Origin of the sequence: Maridesulfovibrio zosterae DSM 11974 (assembly GCF_000425265.1) — a bacterium.
GTDB lineage: Bacteria > Desulfobacterota > Desulfovibrionia > Desulfovibrionales > Desulfovibrionaceae > Maridesulfovibrio > Maridesulfovibrio zosterae.
This window is the reverse complement of sequence record NZ_KE384342.1, coordinates 549,642-570,085: the sequence shown is the minus strand read 5'-3', so window position 1 is coordinate 570,085 and position 20,444 is coordinate 549,642. Positions and strand designations below refer to the sequence as shown.

Below are 20,444 nucleotides of genomic sequence, written 5' to 3'. Positions count from 1 at the left end.
ATTCTGGCGGAATAAAAATCTGTATCGGGGTAATCTCTAAACATAATATACAGTACAAGGACCTGTTAGGATTGACTTTCTGGCTTCAATCCACATTAAATTTAATTATACCTTCGTAAACGTTAATTTTATTTAGCTTGACAGGCTCCTTATTTGGCTTAAAAAGATTGCGTATTTTTAAAATTCCAGTTTTGTAAAATTATATAATATATGAACCAAACTTGAAAGACTCAGGAGAGTCATTTTGAATCCAAAAACAGATAAAGTACTTATTGCCAACAGAGGCGAGATAGCTGTGCGCATCATGCATGCATGTAAAGATCTCGGCCTTGATTTTGTCAGTGTATACACGGCTGAGGACAAAGATTCCGGACATGTCACTCTTGCAGAAGAGCTTGGCGGCAAGGAAGCAATTTATAAAATCAGATCTTATATTGATGCTGGTGATATCCTTTCTGTTGCGGATGAAACATTGTGTACAGCAGTTCATCCTGGCTACGGCTTTTTCTCTGAAAATTTTCGTTTTGCCAGACGTGTAACAGAAAGAGACAGGCCCATGACTTTTATCGGGCCGTCCTGGCGGGTAATTCAAGACCTTGGTGACAAAATTAACACGAAGCGTTTAGCTAGAAAGCTGAATGTTCCTACAATTCCAGGCTCAGACAGAGCTATATATGATGAGCTGGAAGCAGAAGAAATTGCTGCAAACCTATTTGAATTTCAAGAAAAACAAGGCGTTAAAAACCCTGTTGTTCTTGTAAAAGCTTCCGCTGGCGGCGGAGGTATGGGCATTGACGAAGTCTACTCTATTGAGGAATTTCGTCAGGTTTACCGCAGAATCAGAAACTATTCCATGCGAACCTTCAACGATGAAGGTGTTCTGATTGAACAACGCATTTTTAACTTCAATCATCTTGAAGTTCAGATCGTTTCAGAACGTTCAGGTAAAAAACACGTCCACTTCGGTACTCGTAACTGCTCTGTGCAAAGTCCCGGAAGACAGAAAAGAATCGAAGTTGCTCCTGGTTTCTTCCCTGAGGGCATTGCATATTCATTTGATGCAAAGAAAGTTCTTGATGATATCGTTGAACATTCACTGAGCATGGCTCGTGAAATAAACTATGATAACGTTGGAACCTGGGAATGGATTGTAACTCCTAAGGGGGCTCCTTTCCTTATGGAAGTTAACACCCGTATTCAGGTTGAGAACGGCGTATCAGCTGCTATCTCCCGTATTAAGGGTAATTCCAATGTAAACCTGATTAAAGAACAGATCAGACTCGCTCTTGGTGATGATCTTGGATATAATCAGAATGATATCACCTTTGAAGGTGTGGGAATCGAATATCGAATCATTGCAGAAGACACCGATGAAAAATTCGCTCCATGGGCTGGAAAAATTGAAAATCTTCATTGGGATAACCATGAGTGGCTAAAATTGCATACTCACATCCCTGAAAATCTGCCCTACCAGATTCCCACAGAGTTTGACCCCAATCTGGCATTAGCTATCATCTGGGGTAAAGACCTTAAAGAATGTAAAGATCGGGGATTAAAATTTCTCGACGAATTCATTCTGGAAGGTAAAGACAGAAAGGAAATTTCCTTAAAGTCAAACATCAAGTTTCTTAACAAGAAAACTTCAAACCTACTGGAATTCTAAGTATATATTATGGATATAGAAAAAAAACTGGATGGGTTGATTAAGCGGGTCCAGTATGCACGCGACGTTCTCGGCGAAACCGAAGATAAACGCCTTACTGCATTTGCCCATAAACTTGATACCTGTCTCGATCGTAATATTAATATGACTCAGGCAGAACTGTGGGATAAACTCAGCACCTACGAAGAGAGTCTCGCTGTTCTTGAAAAAGACATTGATGCAGGCTTATCCGCTATGGATAAAGTTCGCATAGTCCGTCATTCCGAAAGAATATGTCTCGAAGATATTCTTGAAAACGTATACGATAACTACACAGTTGTCGGCGGTAAGGATGACATGAGTATAGATCCCGGAATGGTTATAGCACGAGCTTACATCTCCCGCAGAATTGGCAAAAAAGTGCATAATCAGCCTGTAATGGTTGTCGGTCAGGAAAAGGGACATGGTCAGGAATTTCGTAACGGCGGATGTATTAAGCCCTGGGGTAATGCAAATGCCCTGCGCTATATGAAAGTTGCCGCCCGTGAGAATATCCCCATCCATACATATGTTTTCACTCCTGGTTCATTTCCTGTTGAAGACTATCCCGGAGCAGCACAGCAGATTGCAGAAAATATCTACGAAATGTGCGGCCTTGATGTACCCATCATCTCTGTTATATCTGAAGGTGGGTCTGGCGGTGCAGAAGCAATCGCCATGGCTGATAAGCGTCTAATGCTCTCTCACGGTTATTACTCTGTTATATCTCCAGAAGGAGCTGCTGCAATTGAAGGGCGTATCAAGGGCGGAGAACGTGCCCCCAGTAAACTTATCGAAACATGTGCAAAAGCACAGCAGATAACTGCTGAAGACAATCTGCGCTCAGGATATATCGACGGTATCATCTATGAACCGGCTCTTGGAGCACGTCCTGAACATTTCGATTTTTACAAAATGGTACGTTCAGAAGTCATCCGTGCCACAGATGAAGTTGTATTAAGCGTTAAGGGACTTCGTCTTTTTAGCCGCGCAGCTATTAAAAATCGTAATAAAAAAGAAATTACCAACGAATCCGTCTTCGTGCGCTGGTCTATAAGTTCCAATGCTAAGGACAGACTCCTTTGGAAACGCTATAAAAAATATCGCCGCATGGCTCAGCATGCATATGAAGATAAACGTTCTTTCCTTGAAAAACTTAACTCGGCTAAAGTGGATGCCATGGCAGCTGCCTACTCCACAATACGCTATGACCTGATCAAGAAGTATCAGAGTAAAATTCAGAGTTTTGCAGAAGAAGCAAAGGACGAGATGCATGTTGTTACCAGCAAAGTAGATAAACTTAAGCATCTGGTCATTGGAAAAGTCGGTCTTGCATCAAAAAGTACGTCAGAAGTAGAGCTTGCCCTGACCAAACTCTCAGAAGATCATGAACCGGACATTCCACCGTCTGACTATAGACATTACGTAAGTCCAAGAGCCAGTGAAGACCGGGAAATTACCTGTCCTAATGCAGATAAAAACGGTTGTTTAGAAATATGGTCTCGTGATCTTTTTGATGAATTTGCCGGAGTATGTCCTACATGTGGCCACCATTTTCCAATGGGCTACCGCTGGTATATGGCGAATATATTTGATTGGGGAACTGTGCGTGAATTTAACAAGTCAATCTGCGCAGCCAACCCGACAAACTTTCCTAATTTTCAGGAAAGACTTGACGCCGCAAAAGCAAAAACAGGACTTCAGAGTGGCTGTATAACCTATGAAGGTTCAATCAAGCATACCAAAGTAATCTGCTCCACTCTGGTTGCTCCCTTTCGCGGAGGATCAGTTGGTGCTGCCGAAGGCGAAAAATTTGTCCGCGCTCTCGAACTTGCAGGCAAAAAACGCTATCCTTTTCTTGCATACGTTCACGGTACGGCCGGTATCCGCATTCAGGAAGGTGTTAATGGACTGATTCAGATGCCACGCGTAACTCTCGCAGTACGTCGGTACATCGAGTCAGGAGGACTTTACATCGTTCTTTATGATACCAACTCGTACGCCGGTCCTGTTGCAAGTTTCCTCGGCTGCTCACCTTACCAGTATGCTGTACGGTCATCACGGATTGGATTTGCCGGTCCGGGTGTAATCAAAGAAACCACAGGAATGGACATTGCTCCTGATTACCATTCTGCAAATAAAGCACTATCCAGAGGTCATATCCAAGATATCTGGGATAGACGCGATATCCGTAGAAATCTACATCAAGCCTTCCTCACAGTAGGCGGACGTAATTTATATTACAGATAGATACAAAAAGTCCCCGTTTTGAAAATCCAAAACGGGGACTTTTTTAATTTGATTATTTTCATGATTTATAGATTCTTTTTGAAATAAGCTTTTCTGGTTTTGTCTGAAATTTATTCCGTTTTGAAAATATTATACAAAAAATTAGCTGACGTTATATTTTATCCCCTTGCACAAATAATTTTATGCAAGGGGATTTTCTTATTTAAATGATTCTAGATATGATCCTGCTTTTCTTTAGTAATACGGTCAAAGCCCAACAAATTATGATTGAAGCAGACAACAGAATCGGAACTTTTACAAATGGAGAAGCATCCATTCTTAACAAATAATACGCCCCGTAATATACTGCAATTGAGTGGAAAATATATATTCCGTAAGAACTTGCCGAAAATGATTTCCACAAAGATCCATCACTATTAAGAAGTCTCTGAAACAGAGCCAAGCCAGCCATCATTGCTGAATAAGCAAAAAGATTAAAACCAAATGCGTTTCCAGTCTGAATAGCTAACTCCCCTCCTCTACCTGCCATCATCAGCTTAAAATTAAGATAGAATATGGCGGAAACGAAAAATAAAACTGACCACGGAATAATCTTTGGCATAAATCCCGAAGTCTCAAACCATCTACGTTTCCACGCAAGGACACCCAAACCAAAATAAAGAAAATAAAGAAAAACTCGCACAGGTTGAAAAATAATAATATAATAATCAGTTACCCACTTATCGACGGCAAAAAACTGATTCATGCCTAAAAAGATACCGGAAGTAACTGCAATGAATAAAACAGAAAGCATCACACTTGGTTTCTTTGCCTCTCTCTTTATATTTTGCAAACTTCCAATGAATTTATAAGAAACAGTCAAAATCAGATAGCATAGAGTAAGAAGCCCCAGAAACCAAAAAACAGATTGACTAAACATAGTCTTCCAGAACTGACCAAACCAAAATTCGATATAGCTGGCAGGAGCCTTTCCTCTTGAAAGAAGGATCATATACATAGAAGGAGGAGCCAGAAAGAATACTCCAAGCACCCATGGTATAATAATTCTTCTAAATTTTGCTGCCCAAAATTCATACACGCCATGTTTTTGCAAAGATGAAAGAGAAAAATAGCCAGCAATAAAAAACATGATCGGCATGATCGGCACATCTATCAAAATAACACCATAAGTAAAAAACATGCTTTGCCGTGGATCAATAACATACCACCAACTTGGAGCATATTTCATGTAGCAAAGAAAAACATGCAAAACCACAACCATAAAAATTACGATACCTCTAAGGTTATCAAGAAAGTAAAGTCTCTTATTCATAATCAATTTCCACATATTTTATAATCATTATCTAAACACCCCTCACTTGAATATTCGCTCCATAATAACATGTCAATTTCAAAACAAAAGAAAAAGGAGGTATTATAGCACATGATACCTCCTTTAATTTAATGAAAAAAAATTAACTCTTGGTTACAAAGCGTTGATCAGATTTTAATAGATCTGACTTTTGTGCATTTTCCTCCAGCCATCCGAATCTGCTTGCAGGAGCGGCATCAAACATAGCAACATAAGGTTTAATATCAATCAAAGGTGTTTTATCCAAAACATCAACACCCTTAATCCGTAAAATATTACCCTCAACTCCAAGTAGTTCAACAGTAGACATACCGATCATATTAGGTCTGCACGGAGCTCGTGTAGAAAAAAGGCCTCTCTCCTCTGTGTCCATAAACGGCTTGACCTTAAGCTCAAAATCTTTGTTCAGATGAAATTGATAAAGTAAAATGATATGTGAAAAGCCCTCTAAATCCTGAAGTCCTTCTTCAAGAGCTCCATACAACTCGATGTAACCTTCAACATCTTTAGCTCCTGTGGGTTGAATAGGCATCCCCTCAGGAGTTTTAAATGGAGACCGAATAAACCCAATCGGGTGAAAAACAATTGCGTCTTTATGAGACATAATAACCTCGCAGGATTAGAAATTTACCCAAAAGAGACTTAAAAAACTTGGTACTTTTTCGTTTACACATTTCCATATTACTTTATGACCAATTTTCTTAAATATAAACTGAATAGTCCAAATAAAACGGGGAAAACTCACTGGCTTTACCATAAGTTTTCCCCGTTTTATTTGAAACTATAAAGGCTGCATGCAGTCTAACCGCTGGCAGAGTTAAAAAAAGTCAGGATCGACAGCAGCAGAACCGTTGGCAAGCATAACTTTGTAGAATCTGATGAGTTTCTCATCTACCGGAACTATCGGAAAATTCTTGTGGCATGCATCGCACTGAGCCATTGCTGGCTGAGTCGGCGCAATATACGGTACGTCTCTTCCGCAGAATGGACATGTGAACATAAAAATGATCTCCATCCCGCTAGGTTTAACAGGAGACAATGGTTTGCGGTTCTCTGACATTAGTTACTCTCTAAAAGATTTTTTCCGGTCATTTCCGCAGGAACATCAATGCCCATCAGATTCAAAATCGTCGGTGCAATATCACAAAGAGCACCTTCAGAGGGCTTTGCATTTTTGAGAGGCTCCCCAATAAAGACCAGCGGCACATTATTAAGACTATGTGCAGTCTGAGGCCCACCATTGGCATCAATCATTTCTTCAGCATTACCATGGTCGGCTGTAAGAAAAATAGAACCGCCAAGCTTAGTTACAGCCTCAACAATTCTACCAACACACGCATCAACAGTTTCGCAGGCTTTAATCGCCGCTGGAATGATACCGGAGTGACCAACCATATCAAGGTTGGCAAGATTGCAGATACACAATGAATAATCAGGCAAAGCAGCAACAAGCTTGTCTGTCACTTCTTCTGCACTCATCTGCGGTTTCAAATCATAAGTGGCAACTTCGCGAGGAGAAGGCACAAGAACACGGTCTTCGCCTATAAATGGTTCTTCACGACCACCGTTCATAAAATATGTCACATGGGCATACTTTTCAGTTTCTGCAATTCGCAACTGCTTGAGTCCTGCATTAGAAATAACTTCCCCGATGGGATTTATTATATTCTGCGGCGGAAAAGCATTCGCAAAAGGAAAATCTGATTCGTACCGGGTCATAGTTACGAAATCACAAAATTCCGGAACCATAGGACGCTCTATTTCATCAAAATCCTTTAAACTTAATACTCGGCATAGCTGGCGAGCACGGTCTGCACGGAAATTAAAGAAAAATACGCCGTCTCCGTCTTTAAGAAGTCCATCAACTCCGGCAACAAGGCGCGGCTTGATAAACTCATCAGTTTCTCCTGCTGCGTAAGCTTCTTCAATTCCCACAACAGGATCTGAAATTTCAGGCCCGTCACCTAAAACCAGAGCTTTATAAGAAAGTTCATTTCTTTCATAGTGCTTATCGCGATCCATAGAATAATAACGGCCTGAAACAGAAGCAATCTTTCCTATCCCTATTTCAGCCATCTTATCGACGAGTTGCTGCATATATCCCTTGCCGCTTGAAGGAGAAGTATCACGTCCATCCATAAAAGCATGAACATAGACTTCTTTAATTCCAGCCTCCTTAGCCGCTTCAAGTAAGGCAAAAAGGTGATTTATATGTGAATGAACACCACCATCGGAAAGAAGCCCCATATAATGCAAACGCCCCGTAGAGGCATTAACTTTATGCATCAAATCATTAATAGAGGCATTGGTTGATAGCTCTTTATTCTCAATGGCAATATCAATACGGGTCATGTCCTGATAAACAACGCGGCCAGCCCCGATATTAGTATGTCCGACTTCAGAATTACCCATGAAGCCGTCAGGCAAACCAACTGCTCTTCCAGAGCATTTAAGCTGCGTATTGGGATAGGTCTCAAATAGGCCGTCAAGAATGGGGGTGCGGGCAAGTTTTACAGCGTTGCCTTTGCCGTCAGGGGCAATACCCCAGCCATCCAAAATAAGCAGAAGAGTCGGAGAACCGATTTGTTCAGACATGATGATACCATTCACACAGGCTTAAGCCTGAGGTTGTATATTGAGTTTAATTCTAGTTCCTTCAGACCATAAGCCTTCAACATTATAAAAACCCCGATTATCTTCCTGAAAAATATGTACAATAATATCGTTCAGATCGAGAAGAATCCAGTCACCGGACTTGTAGCCTTCGAGTCCCAGGTATTCAATATTGTCTTTGGCGAGTTGCTCAAGAATAAAGTCAGCCAGAGCCTGTGCATGGCGCACACCTTTTGCTCCAGCCACCATTACAACTTCGGCGATGGGGCATATCCCCTGCACGTCCACAGCTGTAACTTCTGTAGCCTGTTTTTCGTCTAACCATTCAGCCACAAGCTGAACTTTGTCCTGAGTATCGATCTCTTTGAATTTCTTAGGTTTAGTTTTCATTCTTTTATTTTTAGTACTTAAATTGGCGGACTTTTTTAATAAAACCCGCACTTGTCTATAGGTATATTCAGAGGAAAATCAGCTTTAAAAAGCTCTGCGAGCTGTTCATCCATCATGGCCAGCAATCCACAGTCCTCCATATTCGTTCACCATACAATAAGATTATATAGAGAATTTATGCTCGGTACGCAATGCATTGTATGACTGTTTTCCAACCAAATTTATCTTTTTATTTATTTTGCTTTAAAATTTATTCAAAGTGCCTTTTTGTACTTCTTGACGGTGAACATCTACTATGCAATAAACAAATCCATGCTTAACCACGATTTAATTAAATTTTTTAGTTTTTTATTTACTAGGACTATAATTTAGCCTGCTTGTGGTTATGGACATAAACGCTGATAAAAGTTTTCCGGGCCACAGGCAAAAACCTGTGGCCTTTTTATTTACCAAAAACCTGTGCCGAGGATTAATCATATCAGGAGGCGAGCAATGATTTTTGATGTAGACAAGGAAACAATGCCGAGAGAAGAGCTTGAAGCATTACAACTCAGAAGACTGAAAAGCCTTTGCGAACGAGTTTATGCTAATGTTCCTTTTTATAATAAAAAGTTTAAAGAACTCGGTATTGAGCCCAAAGATATCAAGTCTCTATCCGATCTTACCAGATTGCCTTTTACTGAAAAACAAGATCTTCGTAATCATTATCCCTTCGGCCTTTTTGCTGTATCCCGTGAAAATATTGTACGTATTCACTCCTCATCAGGAACGACTGGTAAGGCTACTGTTGTAGGCTACACCAAACGTGATATTTCAAACTGGGCAAATATGATGGCCCGTTCATTCGCAATTGCCGGAGCAACCTCTGAAGACAGTATCCATAACGCTTACGGATACGGACTGTTCACAGGAGGACTGGGAGCCCACTATGGCGCGGAAGCTCTTGGAGCAACGATTATTCCTGTTTCCGGCGGCGGGACCAGACGTCAGGTTATGCTGCTCAAGGACTTCGGTCCAACAGTAATCTGCTGTACCCCGTCCTATGCTCTCTATCTATATGAAACAGGTAAGGAAATGGGAATAGACTTCAGAGAACTCCCACTTAAAATTGGTATTTTTGGAGCGGAACCATGGACAGAGTCCATGCGTAAAGATATCGAAAATAAGCTCAATATTAAAGCCTTAGACATTTACGGCTTGTCAGAAATTATGGGGCCCGGTGTTGCTATGGAATGTGCAGAAGAACAAAAAGGACTCCATATTATGGAAGATCACTTTCTGCCAGAAGTCATCAATCCGGAAACAGGTGAACACGTTGCTCCCGGTGAAATTGGTGAATTAGTCATCACTACTCTCACAAAAGAAGGTATTCCGCTCATCCGCTACAGAACACGTGACCTTACCCGCCTTAATTATACGGCATGTCGCTGCGGCAGAACATTTGCCCGTATGCAACGTGTGACAGGAAGAAGTGACGACATGCTCATCATTCGCGGTGTAAATGTATTCCCATCACAAATTGAATCTATACTTATTGAGACTGAAGGATTATCCCCGCATTATCAACTTGTTATTGAGCGTGATGGAAATCTTGATATTCTTACTGTCAAAGTCGAAATTTCCGGAACAGCATTCTCTGATGAAATTAAAAATTTACAGAGACTCGAAAGAAAGATACAAAAAAACATTAAAGAATTCCTTGGCGTAACCGCCCGTGTTAAGCTTGTAGAACCTAAATCTATTGAGCGCTCTGCGGGAAAGGCCAAACGAATTATTGATCTGCGTGATTAGAACCAGTAGTAGAACCTAATAAAAGCGAGGAAACACCATGAAATGTGACCAGCTCTCGATATTTCTTGAAAACCGTGCCGGAAGACTTGCTGAAGTAACCAGACTTCTCAGCGAAAACAAAGTCAACATCCGCGCCCTATCACTTGCCGATACTTCTGATTTCGGTATTTTAAGGCTGATTGTATCTGACTTTGATACAGCACAGACTGTACTAAAAGATGCAGGCTTTACTGTAGGCAAAACTTCAGTTGTAGCAGTTGTGGTTGATGATCAGCCCGGTGGGCTTCATAAACTTCTGGAAATGCTGCGTAGCTCAGGAATTAATGTTGAATACATGTATGCCTTTGTTCAGCAATCCGGCAGTAATGCAGTTATTATCTTCCGCTTCGATCGTACCGATCAGGCGATTGAAATGTTAGCTGAAAACAATATAAAAACTATTCCCAGTGAAGAACTTTGTAAGGTTTAAAAAAGAAATTAAATCTATAAGTTGGATTTAAAATTTATTTGCGTATTTAAATTTAATTTTAAATATTCACCAGACTATTATAGAGCGGATGAGACTTACAACATGTGAGAATCATCCGCTTTTACATTCTGCATCATTAATAATATTTAAAAATTAATTATTAAGAATAGAAAAGATAAATTCCATGTTTTTACACATAATAGGAATGAAAATTTGTAGAAATAGATTGTGATTTGAACTATGTTACTCCGATGAATAATCTTGAAGTAATCAATACAGAATGGCTAGATTCAATGGCCTCGACCAAAAAAGAGTTTTTAACCAAACTATTCTCAGTATTTATAAGGGATGAACCAGCCAGAGTACTGAAAATAAGAGAAGCTCTAGAGTCAAAACAAATGGATGAACTAAAATATCTTGCTCATTCTCTTAAAGGAGCTGCAGCTACTATGGGTGCGGACCGTGTTCGTAAAGCATGCCTTGATTTAGAATACAGCGCACGGGACGAAGACGAAGAACAAGCTCTTAATAATATTCTTACTCTGGAAATAGAAATGAAGCTTGTTTACGATTTTATGACTGAATTTATTCAATAATAGAAGTAAACTGAATTTAAACTTTTACTGCAGTGCCTATAGTAATAACTCTTTCTGTCGGTATTTTCAAATAATCCAATGGATCTTCAGATAATGAATTTAAAAATATAAAAACTTTACGTCTTAATTTAAGTTCAGTTTGATCTTTATCAAACTGCATCATCATCCGACCTACATAGAAATAGCTTTCCATATTACTTATACCAAGTTGGTTCCATGCCTGGACCAAGGCTAACGAAAGATTAGGTTTTTCCATAAAACCATAACTAACTGTAAGCCACGAAATATTATTCTTAAGTTTTTTTACTGAAATTCTTTTATGAGAATCTAAAAAAGGTTCACTTGATGTACGTACTCGCAAAAAAACCAATTTTTCATGAACCACTCTATTGTTCCGCAAATGTTGTAGAAATGCATGCGGAACAAAATCTGAAGCGGACATAAAAATAGCTTCCCCTGGAACTTTGGCCAAAAGATACTTTTCTATCTCAGGGTCAAGCTCAGAGACCTCCAGCCCTCTGGACTGTAAATTTTTCTGAACCTTAGCCCTTCCCCATACCCAAACATACATCATATAAGCAATTATTGCTGCAAGAAGAATCGGGAACCATCCTCCGCCAAGAATCTTAGTGAAGTTAACAATAAAAAATCCTAAATCAAAACACCCGAAAAAAGCAGTTAAAACAACTGTAGGTATAAGAGACCATTTGCGTATTTCACGTAAATAATACCAGAATAAATATGTTGTTATAACCATAGTACCTGTAATAGCAATTCCATACGCCCCGGCCAGATTCTCAGATTCTTTAAAGGATATGACTAATAAAATAGAAAGTGCAGCCATCAACCAATTTACGGAACGGGAAAAAACCTGACCTGAATTATCTTCAGAAGTCTGCTCTATGTGAATACGTGGGATCAAACCCAGATGGACTGCCTGCGCAGTAAGTGAGAAAGCACCGGAAATAATAGCCTGTGAAGCAATAATAGCAGCAAGTGTAGCCAGTCCGACCATTGGAAAAAGTAAAAATTTGGGAAAAAGACTGAAGAAAGGGTTCACAATCACTTTTGGATCATTTATTAAAAGCGCCCCCTGCCCCAGATAGTTGAGTAAAAGGCTTGGCAGAGCCACAAAATACCAGGCAAGAGTAATCGGCTTACGCCCAAAGTGCCCCATATCAGCAAAAAGAGCTTCCCCACCTGTAACGCATAACACAACAGCACCTAAGACCATGCATCCTGCAATACCGTTTGATGCAAAAAAATTAACTGCGTACCACGGACTGAAAGCTTCAAAAACCTTAAGATTATGTACAGCTGCTCCTGCTCCAAATATAGCTAGAACTGCAAACCAGACCAGCATCACCGGACCAAAGAGACGACCTATTTTATCTGTTCCGCTACTTTGAAAAGCAAACAAGCCCAACAAAATGGTACAGGCTATATAAGTTGTATATTTATCTGCGACCTGTGTAGCTACATCCAGACCTTCTATTGCAGAAAGGACTGAAATTGCTGGAGTGATAACACCGTCACCATAAAGTAAGGCGCCGCCAACCATTGAGGCAATAAGCATGAATGAGACTGATTTATTTTTCACCGCATGGCTTACCAGCTCATAAAGAGCAAATATTCCTCCTTCACCTTCATTATCAGCGGCCATAACAAAAGTTACATATTTTAAACAAATAACAATTAAAAGTGACCATATAATCAGTGAAAGAACTCCCAGCACATTCTCGGGATTAAGAATAATTGCATGGTGTCCACTAAAGCATGCCTTCATAGCATAAAGAGGACTCGTCCCGATATCACCGAAAACAACTCCCAATGCACCTAGAGCCAGCGGAATATCGCGATTCTTATCACTGTGTTTAAGCATACAATTATGTCTCTTAAATATATTTTAGTATGATCTATTTTACTCAATATCAGTAAAATATTAACGTGCAGCCCGAAATATCTCAAGCTATACAAAAAAATAAATCGAAAATTAAAATTGCCGATCTAGTAATAGATGTGAAAAATACCCCGTCACAAAAGCCATATAGTAAGGCATTAAAGTAGGAAAAGGCTGCCCGTATATATAATAAGGAAGAATTAGCATTGGCATTGGAACAACAAGCATAGCCCACCACGTATGCGTCCATCCACGATGAGCACTAATACCCGGCAGCATAGCAAGAACACCTAGATACGCTGCCCACTGAAACTGCTTAAAATAAATCAAAGTCAGTGATAAACACAGCATAGCAGTATAAAAAATACGTTTTCCCTTTGAATCGGTATCAATATCAGGAAAAAGAGCACCTAAAATACAAAGTATAAATAAAGTTGCAACCTGCTGTGGATCAACAACATACATACCTATGTTAACGAGTATAAGCAGAATCACAACTCCGGCAACTATTGATCCGCTCACATGAACTTTATATCCGGGCATTATATAACTCTCTAAATTATAAGAATATTAATTACAAAAAATGTCGTCACCGACTGTGCGTATAAAAAAATGCATGACATTTGTCTATTAATGTTCGAGATACTATTTCTAGGCATGCGTGTAACTATCTTAAACAAATAAGATTCTACCATTTATAACCATATTAAAACGATATATAATTGCCCATAAGTGATTACATACAGAACAAAAGTATAAAAAAAAGTGCCTCCCCATCGGGAAGACACTTTTAAAGTTCTAATTTAAGGCCAGATTACATTGCGTCGCTTGAATCAAGCTCTTCAATCTGCTTATTAATTTCTTTCTGTAACTTCTCAGGCAATCCCATAATATCTACATTGAGAAAGCCGCGTACAATTGTGGATGTAGCTTCATCTTCATCCATTCCGCGCGCCATGAGATACTCAATCTCTTCCTGAGCAATTTTCCCGACGGCAGCTTCGTGCGAAAGCTCGACACCTTCGACAGTCGCTTCCAGTTCAGGAATAGCGTGGATTCGTCCGCCACCGAGCAGAAGTCCTTTGCACTCAATATGCCCACGGGCAGGAACATCATTACCCTGAATGTGACCACGGGCTATTATGGTACCTCCGGTAGTAATTGTACGGGAGATAATTTCAGCCTTGGTGTTTGGAGCATTTTGGATAATACGTGTTCCTGTATCAAGGTGAGAACCTTCAGGAGCAACAAGCACAGAGTTAAAACGCGCAACGGAATTAGCCCCGTTAAGATAAATTGTGGGGTAAGACTGAAGATCTTTAACTCTCTTCATGAGTACGTAATTGTTAAGAAGGACACCTCCTTCTTCTACAACACCTACTGTACGTGGACGAACAGTAACGTTTTCACCCCAGTTATGAACCATAGTGAAAGTAAGCTTGCCGCCTTTTTTTACGTAAAATTCTGAAATACCGAAATGTGCTCCGGTAAATTTATCATGAGCAGCAGCACATCCGGTAATTATGTGCAATTCAGAGTCTTCTTCAACAACAACAATGTTATGAATATTCTGACCGGACTGCTCAGCTTTCAGAAACAGACATGACTGTACAGGACGTGTAATTTTTGCACCTTTTTTGGTACGGACAAAATAACCGCCGTGCAGATTTTCTGCCGCTGATTTTGTAAATTCATCTTTATCTTTATCAACAAGGTTGAAGTAATATTCTGGAAGCCCATCGTATTTTTCGAGAGCCTTCTTGATATCCATAACTTCAACATTTTTATCAGTAGAGTCACAGTGCACATTAGAATGGTCAACCTGCAGAAAAGTTCCGCTGGTTTCTTCAGTATCCACGTCCACGCCAGCCATAAGCAATTGTTCTTTATCTTCGCCCGTCATGCTGGACAAGTCTTCAATTACACTATGCTCAAGGCCTTCAAACTTAAACTGATTGAGATCAACTTTTTTCATGATATTCCTCCGTGGATTTATACCGCTAGTTCAAGCACCTGACGCATTCCTGATATCCGTACTTGCGAATGTGCTCAAGAATGTCGCGAGGCCTGGCTTCACAACAGAGATGTCCATTGTAAAGAACCTGTCCACGGTCAGCATTTATGTAATCGAGGATATGTCCTGTGTGGGTAATGATAAGACCACAAGTCTTGGAACCTATCGCTTTCTGCTCTTTCATACTTAAGTCAAGATCAGGCTTGATTTCACCATCAAGCAGAGTCCTGACCATTTTACCGATAAGGTGCATATTTTCGAGGTCAACACCTGATTCAGGTTCATCAAAAAGAAGCAGTCCAGGATTCTGAGCCATTAACTGCAGAAGTTCAGAACGTTTAATTTCACCGCCGGAAAAACCTGAGTTAATATCACGATCAAGGAAATCAGTCATATTTACACGCTGAGCCAGCATTTCAACGGCGACATCAGAACCATTACCACACATTTTTACAAGATGACGAGTCTTAAGTCCGTGAATGGTAGGAGGACGCTGAAAAGACATACCGATACCAAGCCGTGCTCGCTCATAAATTGGAGCATATGTGATATCTACACCTTTAAATATGATTTTGCCCTGAGTAACCGTGTAGTTGCTAAAACCCATGAGTGTCATTAGCAACGAAGTCTTACCGGAACCGTTAGGCCCGAAAAGGATGAAAGTTTCACCCTCATTTATATGGAGGTCGAGACCAGTGATGACCTCTTTGTCGCCAATACTGACGTGCAAATCTTCTATCTTAAGCATTGAAATTCCTCACTTTATAAGCGAAAAGCCAAAAATGGAGTTATTTAGTCGAAATAAGTACGCCTTGAAGAGCTAATAAAATTCACATTTCAAGTCCAGAGTAAAAGTGATTAATCTCACAATATAAGACAAAAAGCGTATTTTAAATCAAACTTAAGTTCTAAGGAAGTTATCTGGCAGAGTTCAAATATACAATGAACCTGACGGATAAGGAGTGCACCCGGAAAAATAAAACGTTAACTTAAGATGGTCACGACAATAAAAAAGTCAAGTTATAGAAAGAAAAAAGTATTTTTTGTAAGTACAGAGATTTACTTAATTGTATATTATGAATATCTTAACAGCTTATTTTTTAGGAGATAGATTATGGCAAAAAAAAGAATAAAATCGTTATCAGACCTTAAAGATCTGAAATTTAAAGACAATATAAAAAAAGAACCAGAAATGCCCAAAGCAGTACAAAAGGTTTTGGATTCAGTAAAAAAGAAACCAAAACCTATCGTTCCAGAAGAAAAAATTGTGGATGAGATTGATGATGACTATGCTTTTATGAATGCAATGAGCGGTGTACAGCGATTAGATAATACAACAGTAGCTGTCCAAAAGACTATACCGACACCTTCCATAAAATTAAATGATGACGACGAGGGCAAAGAATATTTAAGCAGTCTTATTTCTGGTAAAATAGAATTTGAGATTGAATACTCTGATGAATTCATGTTCGGATTTGTCCGTGGAACGGATTCAAAAATATTTCAAAAGCTCAAAAGTGGTGCATTTAGTTACGAATCACATATAGATTTGCACGGCATGAATTCAGAACAAGCTTTTGATAATCTCCTTTTTTTCATCAGGGAATCTTTTCTGCAAAACAAACGTTGTATTCTTGCTGTAACAGGAAGAGGTAAAAATTCTCCAGGTGGACATTCTGTTCTTAAACGTGAAATCCAGGAATGGCTGACCCGTGACCCATTTCGACGGGTAATACTTGCATTCTGCACAGCTCAGCCAAAAGACGGAGGAGCCGGAGCTATTTATATATTATTGCGTAAACAAAAAAAAGTTCATGGTAAGGTTCAGTGGGATAAAGGAATCAACTGGGATAAGGATTTATAGTGGATAATCTAAGCGATATCAGCCGCATTAAACTTATGTTCGGCATTCCCTTTTTTAGTATGGACTTTACTGAGTTCACACAGACTATTGAAGAGCTATATAAAGAAGGCGGTAAATACTTGTTTTTTACTGCCTCAATGCCATGGCTGCTCGATAACGCAAAAAACCCACTACTCTGCCCAGTTGAAGCAGACTTCATACTTGCTGCAGATTCGAACCTCATTGCAATAGGTCATAAACTTGATATCAAAATTAAGATGCCTCTTGAATACTTTGAATTTCCAGAACAGGTAGCCAGAATTTGTGCTCATTACGGATACAGTATGCTTCACGTATCACAAACGGCCCTTAAAACAGATATTTTAGTCAGTGATGGATATGTGCCTCTTTCATGGAATCTATTCACACACTTCAAAACAACTGGTAAACTTGATAAAATTGATGCTCGATCAATCATAGACACTGCTAACGATTCAAAACCGGATATAGTGCTTATTAATGCCCCGCCTGAAAGTTTCTCCAAGTTTCTACCTGCAATTTACGAGAACATTAATAACTGTTTGATTATTTGTATTCCGCAAGACGTTGATAGAAACAAGGTGGAAGAAAAAATTGATAATGTTTTCAGCCCAATGCTCCTTTTTCGCGAGGAATTACAATTTCAAAAACAGTTAAAGCAGACCTGTCTTGCCTCTTTACCTTCATCAATTACTTATGACGATTCAACAGATCCGGCAGTAATCAAAATAACAGGCACTCTTAATACACAAATCACTGCTGAATTAATTCGTATGGGCGAAAAGCTACTTGAAAGTAAACTAAGTATTGCTCTTGACCTATCTAGTACTCATGCAATTTCGGCGAAGGGTTTAGAAGCTGTATATTATTTAGTCAGAAAAACAGCACATGCAGATAAAGATATTTCAATTAAATCATCCTCTGACCAAGTTAGAAACACACTTCATCAATCTGGATTAGCTCTATTTTTTAAAGAATGTCCGTATATAATAGAAGAGCTTGCTAATTAATATTTAAAAGTTTTCTGATCACAAGAAAATAGGTAGAGACTGATAAGTATTTCAATCTCTACCTATTTATTTAATTCTATATACAAAAAACTAAAGCCATAAATTTTAATAAATTACTGTCATATGCTCCCTAAAATATATCAAATGAACTTCTAAAGCATATTAACAGGATCAAGGTCCATAGCTATTCGAATCTCTTTTTTATCAGGATTTCTACGCAATATTTCTGCATATAGTTCACGGGTTTTCATCCAATCGTCAGATTTAAGAAGACAGTTAAATCGTTTCCGACCTCTAAGCTGAGCCAGAGGAGCTGGAACAGGTCCCATTGCCATAATGCCGAATTCTTTTGCAGCATCACGAATTATATTGAAAAAAGGAGGACAAAGCTGCTCACCATTCCAACTCATGGGATGGCTGATTCTGATCAAGGTAAGTTTTGTAAACGGCGGATAACGAAACCGCTTACGCTTCTCAATTTCTTTTTCAAAAAAAGTTTTATAATCAGCAGATGTTACCGCACCCCAAATGGGATTTTGCGGGTTCCGAGTCTGGATTATGACTTCACCCGGTTTATCACCGCGCCCAGCTCTTCCTGAAACTTGGACTAATAGCTGAAATGTTCGTTCAGCGGAACGATAGTCCGGCAGGTTCAAACCCAGATCACCTTCAGAAACAACTACTAAAGTTACACCTGGGAAGTTATGGCCTTTGGAAAGCATCTGAGTCCCGACTAATACCTGAGCCTCACCTCTTGCAAAACTTTTAAGTATTTCATCAAGTTTTTCCTGCCTGCGAGTTGAATCTCTATCTAAACGTAGAATCTTTGTTTCCGGTGGTAAAGCCTTGGTAACCTGCTCCTCAAGTCGCTCAGTCCCCCCACCAAGGGGTAGCAGATTACTTCCACCGCATGTAGAACATGGCAAAGGAAAAGGATAGGCATTACCGCAATAATGGCAGATTACACGCTCTCTGCCCTTATGATATGTCATACTGACGTTACACTGTGGACACTTGAATGGTTCCTCACAATCAGTACAATAAATCAACGGTGAAAATCCACGGCGGTTAAGCATGATTACCGCCTGTTCACCTTTAGCGACCACTTCTTTCAGCCGGGCTTCAGTTTCGGGAGCAAAAGGTATTTCCGGATTTTTAATAGCACTGGTGTCTACAACTTTGACTGCAGGCAACACAGACTTGCCCACTCTCTTTTCCATAGGAATAATATCAAAGGCACCTTGCTGAGCAGCATGAAAAGTCTTGATATCTGGAGTAGCTGACCCCAATACGAGTAAACTTTTATTTATTTGAGCTAAAAAATACGCAACCTCTTTAGCTTGGTATGGAAGACGTTCCTCCTGCTTGTAGGATTCATCATGTTCCTCATCTACAATAATCATCCCCAGATTACGTAGCGGCAAAAAAAGAGCTGATCTTGTTCCTACTATGAGGGCGGGACTATCGTTCTCTGCAACAGCACGAAAAATGGCTTCTTTGCGGACAGGAGTCTGATATCCATGATAAAGATATTTGCGGGTATCGGGAAATAAAGGACAAATACTATTCCACAAAGCATATGCCAAAGCAATTTCAGGAACCAGAACAATTACAGAGCGTCCTTGTTCCATACACTTACGAGCCGCTGTCATGTAAACAAGTGTCTTACCGCTTCCGGTAATACCGTGTAGCAGTTTAACAACACTTTTCTGACTATCAAGAGCATCATTAAGTTTAATTATTGCCCGCTCCTGCTGTTCTGAAGGTACAAAGTTCCACTTAGTGGATGTCGTGACACATTTTTCAGAAGGATTATGTTCTTCTTCCGGTGCAGCACCAATTTTTATCAAAGAATCAGAATGGAGTTTTTTTATGACTCCGGCAGTCCAGTCTCCCATAATATTCTTGAGAAAACCTTTCTCACGGGGACCATTTTCAAAAATATATTCTAGAATTTGCAACTGACGAGCCGCATTGGGACGCACAGGCCACGGAGGATCGGAAGTAAGACTGACGTATTCTTCCTTCTCGATAGATGCAGGAAGACTGACATTCATACGCCCTTGATCGTATATGTTGACAAGCTCCATTCTCCTTTCTGTAGGAAGCCTTGCAATATCAAGAGCCTTAAGTCTGGCAGGAAAAGATCTGTCAGCAATTGTAAATGAAATTTTAGCACTGCGAAAACGTTTGGGCACGACATTTTCAAGCACTTTACCAAGCGGAAGCATCTGCCGTGTACCAATATTACGATATAACTTAAAATGGTTGAAATTGAGTAATGGCTCTTTTTCCAAAGGCCAGATAATTGATTTCAACTCAACATTCTCAGGAGGAACATCGACTGTTTCAATTAAAAATGCCACCCTCACAGAACGTCCCAAAGGAACAAGAACCCGCTGTCCTTCCATCAAAATTGGAAGATCAGCGGGAGCTTCATAGGTATAAATAGAGTATGGAGGGCTGGCGAGGCAAGCTTGCCAGAGTGTAGTCATTA

The 20,444-nt window shown here is 39.8% G+C and carries 17 protein-coding genes; 7 read left to right on the top strand and 10 right to left on the bottom strand.

Annotated features, from left to right (window positions below):
* Positions 1-244 precede the first annotated feature (244 nt).
* Both H589_RS0114155 and H589_RS0114150 read left to right on the top strand, forming a co-directional pair.
* Positions 245-1,663 carry a biotin carboxylase N-terminal domain-containing protein gene (locus tag H589_RS0114155; RefSeq protein WP_027722636.1) on the top strand — a complete coding sequence of 473 codons (1,419 nt, stop codon included), beginning with the start codon at positions 245-247 and terminating at the stop codon, positions 1,661-1,663.
* 9 nt (positions 1,664-1,672) lie between these two features.
* Complete coding sequence (locus H589_RS0114150; RefSeq protein WP_027722635.1) at positions 1,673-3,931, top strand: carboxyl transferase domain-containing protein; 2,259 nt, start codon at positions 1,673-1,675, stop codon at positions 3,929-3,931.
* Between the two features lie 202 nt (positions 3,932-4,133).
* Here H589_RS0114150 and H589_RS0114145 read toward each other — a convergent pair whose 3' ends face one another.
* The 5 genes from H589_RS0114145 to rsfS all read right to left on the bottom strand — a co-directional run bounded on the left by H589_RS0114145 (position 4,134) and on the right by rsfS (position 8,285).
* Positions 4,134-5,243, bottom strand: coding sequence for an acyltransferase family protein (locus H589_RS0114145; protein WP_027722634.1), 1,110 nt, complete (start codon positions 5,241-5,243; stop codon positions 4,134-4,136).
* 142 nt (positions 5,244-5,385) lie between these two features.
* The gene (gene tsaA / locus H589_RS0114140; RefSeq protein ID WP_035076085.1) at positions 5,386-5,886 is read right to left on the bottom strand and encodes a tRNA (N6-threonylcarbamoyladenosine(37)-N6)-methyltransferase TrmO; all 501 of its coding nucleotides are present in this window, start codon (positions 5,884-5,886) and stop codon (positions 5,386-5,388) included.
* Between the two features lie 213 nt (positions 5,887-6,099).
* On the bottom strand, positions 6,100-6,342 hold the full coding sequence (locus H589_RS0114130; RefSeq protein WP_027722632.1) for a hypothetical protein: 243 nt from the start codon (positions 6,340-6,342) through the stop codon (positions 6,100-6,102).
* Complete coding sequence (gene gpmI / locus H589_RS0114125; RefSeq protein ID WP_027722631.1) at positions 6,342-7,877, bottom strand: 2,3-bisphosphoglycerate-independent phosphoglycerate mutase; 1,536 nt, start codon at positions 7,875-7,877, stop codon at positions 6,342-6,344. The genes H589_RS0114130 and gpmI overlap by 1 nt, the downstream gene beginning before the upstream one ends.
* Positions 7,878-7,898: 21 nt before the next feature.
* Positions 7,899-8,285, bottom strand: a complete 387-nt coding sequence (gene rsfS / locus H589_RS0114120) for a ribosome silencing factor (protein ID WP_027722630.1) — start codon at positions 8,283-8,285, stop codon at positions 7,899-7,901.
* 492 nt (positions 8,286-8,777) lie between these two features.
* On the opposite strand from rsfS, the gene H589_RS0114110 reads away from it, so the two are divergent.
* The 3 genes from H589_RS0114110 to H589_RS0114100 all read left to right on the top strand — a co-directional run bounded on the left by H589_RS0114110 (position 8,778) and on the right by H589_RS0114100 (position 11,141).
* Positions 8,778-10,076 carry a phenylacetate--CoA ligase family protein gene (locus H589_RS0114110; protein WP_027722629.1) on the top strand — a complete coding sequence of 433 codons (1,299 nt, stop codon included), beginning with the start codon at positions 8,778-8,780 and terminating at the stop codon, positions 10,074-10,076.
* A gap of 37 nt (positions 10,077-10,113) precedes the next feature.
* Complete coding sequence (locus tag H589_RS0114105; protein ID WP_027722628.1) at positions 10,114-10,545, top strand: ACT domain-containing protein; 432 nt, start codon at positions 10,114-10,116, stop codon at positions 10,543-10,545.
* Positions 10,546-10,796: 251 nt separating this feature from the next.
* Complete coding sequence (locus H589_RS0114100) at positions 10,797-11,141, top strand: Hpt domain-containing protein (RefSeq protein ID WP_027722627.1); 345 nt, start codon at positions 10,797-10,799, stop codon at positions 11,139-11,141.
* 16 nt (positions 11,142-11,157) lie between these two features.
* Here the strand turns inward: H589_RS0114100 and H589_RS0114095 are convergent, their stop codons facing one another.
* The 4 genes from H589_RS0114095 to H589_RS0114080 form a co-directional block, all read right to left on the bottom strand.
* On the bottom strand, positions 11,158-13,023 hold the full coding sequence (locus tag H589_RS0114095; protein WP_027722626.1) for a potassium transporter Kup: 1,866 nt from the start codon (positions 13,021-13,023) through the stop codon (positions 11,158-11,160).
* Positions 13,024-13,134: 111 nt separating this feature from the next.
* Entirely contained in the window at positions 13,135-13,584 is a 450-nt protein-coding gene (locus H589_RS0114090; RefSeq protein WP_027722625.1) for a metal-dependent hydrolase, read from the bottom strand.
* Positions 13,585-13,855: 271 nt separating this feature from the next.
* Positions 13,856-15,016, bottom strand: coding sequence for a SufB/SufD family protein (locus H589_RS0114085; protein WP_027722624.1), 1,161 nt, complete (start codon positions 15,014-15,016; stop codon positions 13,856-13,858).
* A 25-nt stretch (positions 15,017-15,041) separates the two neighbouring features.
* Entirely contained in the window at positions 15,042-15,803 is a 762-nt protein-coding gene (locus tag H589_RS0114080) for an ABC transporter ATP-binding protein (protein ID WP_027722623.1), read from the bottom strand.
* A 366-nt stretch (positions 15,804-16,169) separates the two neighbouring features.
* On the opposite strand from H589_RS0114080, the gene H589_RS0114075 reads away from it, so the two are divergent.
* Positions 16,170-16,919: a Smr/MutS family protein gene (locus tag H589_RS0114075; protein ID WP_027722622.1), complete on the top strand. Its 750-nt coding sequence runs from the start codon at positions 16,170-16,172 to the stop codon at positions 16,917-16,919.
* Positions 16,919-17,947 carry an STAS domain-containing protein gene (locus H589_RS0114070; protein ID WP_027722621.1) on the top strand — a complete coding sequence of 343 codons (1,029 nt, stop codon included), beginning with the start codon at positions 16,919-16,921 and terminating at the stop codon, positions 17,945-17,947. The genes H589_RS0114075 and H589_RS0114070 overlap by 1 nt, the downstream gene beginning before the upstream one ends.
* A 152-nt stretch (positions 17,948-18,099) precedes the next feature.
* Here the strand turns inward: H589_RS0114070 and priA are convergent, their stop codons facing one another.
* Positions 18,100-20,442: a replication restart helicase PriA gene (gene priA / locus H589_RS0114065; RefSeq protein ID WP_027722620.1), complete on the bottom strand. Its 2,343-nt coding sequence runs from the start codon at positions 20,440-20,442 to the stop codon at positions 18,100-18,102.
* Positions 20,443-20,444 lie beyond the last annotated feature (2 nt).

What these genes read in the sequence shown, in the direction of transcription:
- H589_RS0114105 (WP_027722628.1), top strand. Translation starts at nt 10,114, where the DNA reads ATGAAATGTGACCAGCTCTCGATATTTCTTGAAAACCGTGCCGGAAGA.
- H589_RS0114080 (WP_027722623.1), bottom strand. Translation starts at nt 15,803, where the DNA reads ATGCTTAAGATAGAAGATTTGCACGTCAGTATTGGCGACAAAGAGGTC.
- H589_RS0114085 (WP_027722624.1), bottom strand. Translation starts at nt 15,016, where the DNA reads ATGAAAAAAGTTGATCTCAATCAGTTTAAGTTTGAAGGCCTTGAGCAT.
- H589_RS0114100 (WP_027722627.1), top strand. Translation starts at nt 10,797, where the DNA reads ATGAATAATCTTGAAGTAATCAATACAGAATGGCTAGATTCAATGGCC.
- H589_RS0114110 (WP_027722629.1), top strand. Translation starts at nt 8,778, where the DNA reads ATGATTTTTGATGTAGACAAGGAAACAATGCCGAGAGAAGAGCTTGAA.
- gpmI (WP_027722631.1), bottom strand. Translation starts at nt 7,877, where the DNA reads ATGTCTGAACAAATCGGTTCTCCGACTCTTCTGCTTATTTTGGATGGC.
- H589_RS0114130 (WP_027722632.1), bottom strand. Translation starts at nt 6,342, where the DNA reads ATGTCAGAGAACCGCAAACCATTGTCTCCTGTTAAACCTAGCGGGATG.
- H589_RS0114095 (WP_027722626.1), bottom strand. Translation starts at nt 13,023, where the DNA reads ATGCTTAAACACAGTGATAAGAATCGCGATATTCCGCTGGCTCTAGGT.
- tsaA (WP_035076085.1), bottom strand. Translation starts at nt 5,886, where the DNA reads ATGTCTCATAAAGACGCAATTGTTTTTCACCCGATTGGGTTTATTCGG.
- H589_RS0114075 (WP_027722622.1), top strand. Translation starts at nt 16,170, where the DNA reads ATGGCAAAAAAAAGAATAAAATCGTTATCAGACCTTAAAGATCTGAAA.
- H589_RS0114090 (WP_027722625.1), bottom strand. Translation starts at nt 13,584, where the DNA reads ATGCCCGGATATAAAGTTCATGTGAGCGGATCAATAGTTGCCGGAGTT.
- H589_RS0114145 (WP_027722634.1), bottom strand. Translation starts at nt 5,243, where the DNA reads ATGAATAAGAGACTTTACTTTCTTGATAACCTTAGAGGTATCGTAATT.
- H589_RS0114150 (WP_027722635.1), top strand. Translation starts at nt 1,673, where the DNA reads ATGGATATAGAAAAAAAACTGGATGGGTTGATTAAGCGGGTCCAGTAT.
- priA (WP_027722620.1), bottom strand. Translation starts at nt 20,442, where the DNA reads ATGACTACACTCTGGCAAGCTTGCCTCGCCAGCCCTCCATACTCTATT.
- rsfS (WP_027722630.1), bottom strand. Translation starts at nt 8,285, where the DNA reads ATGAAAACTAAACCTAAGAAATTCAAAGAGATCGATACTCAGGACAAA.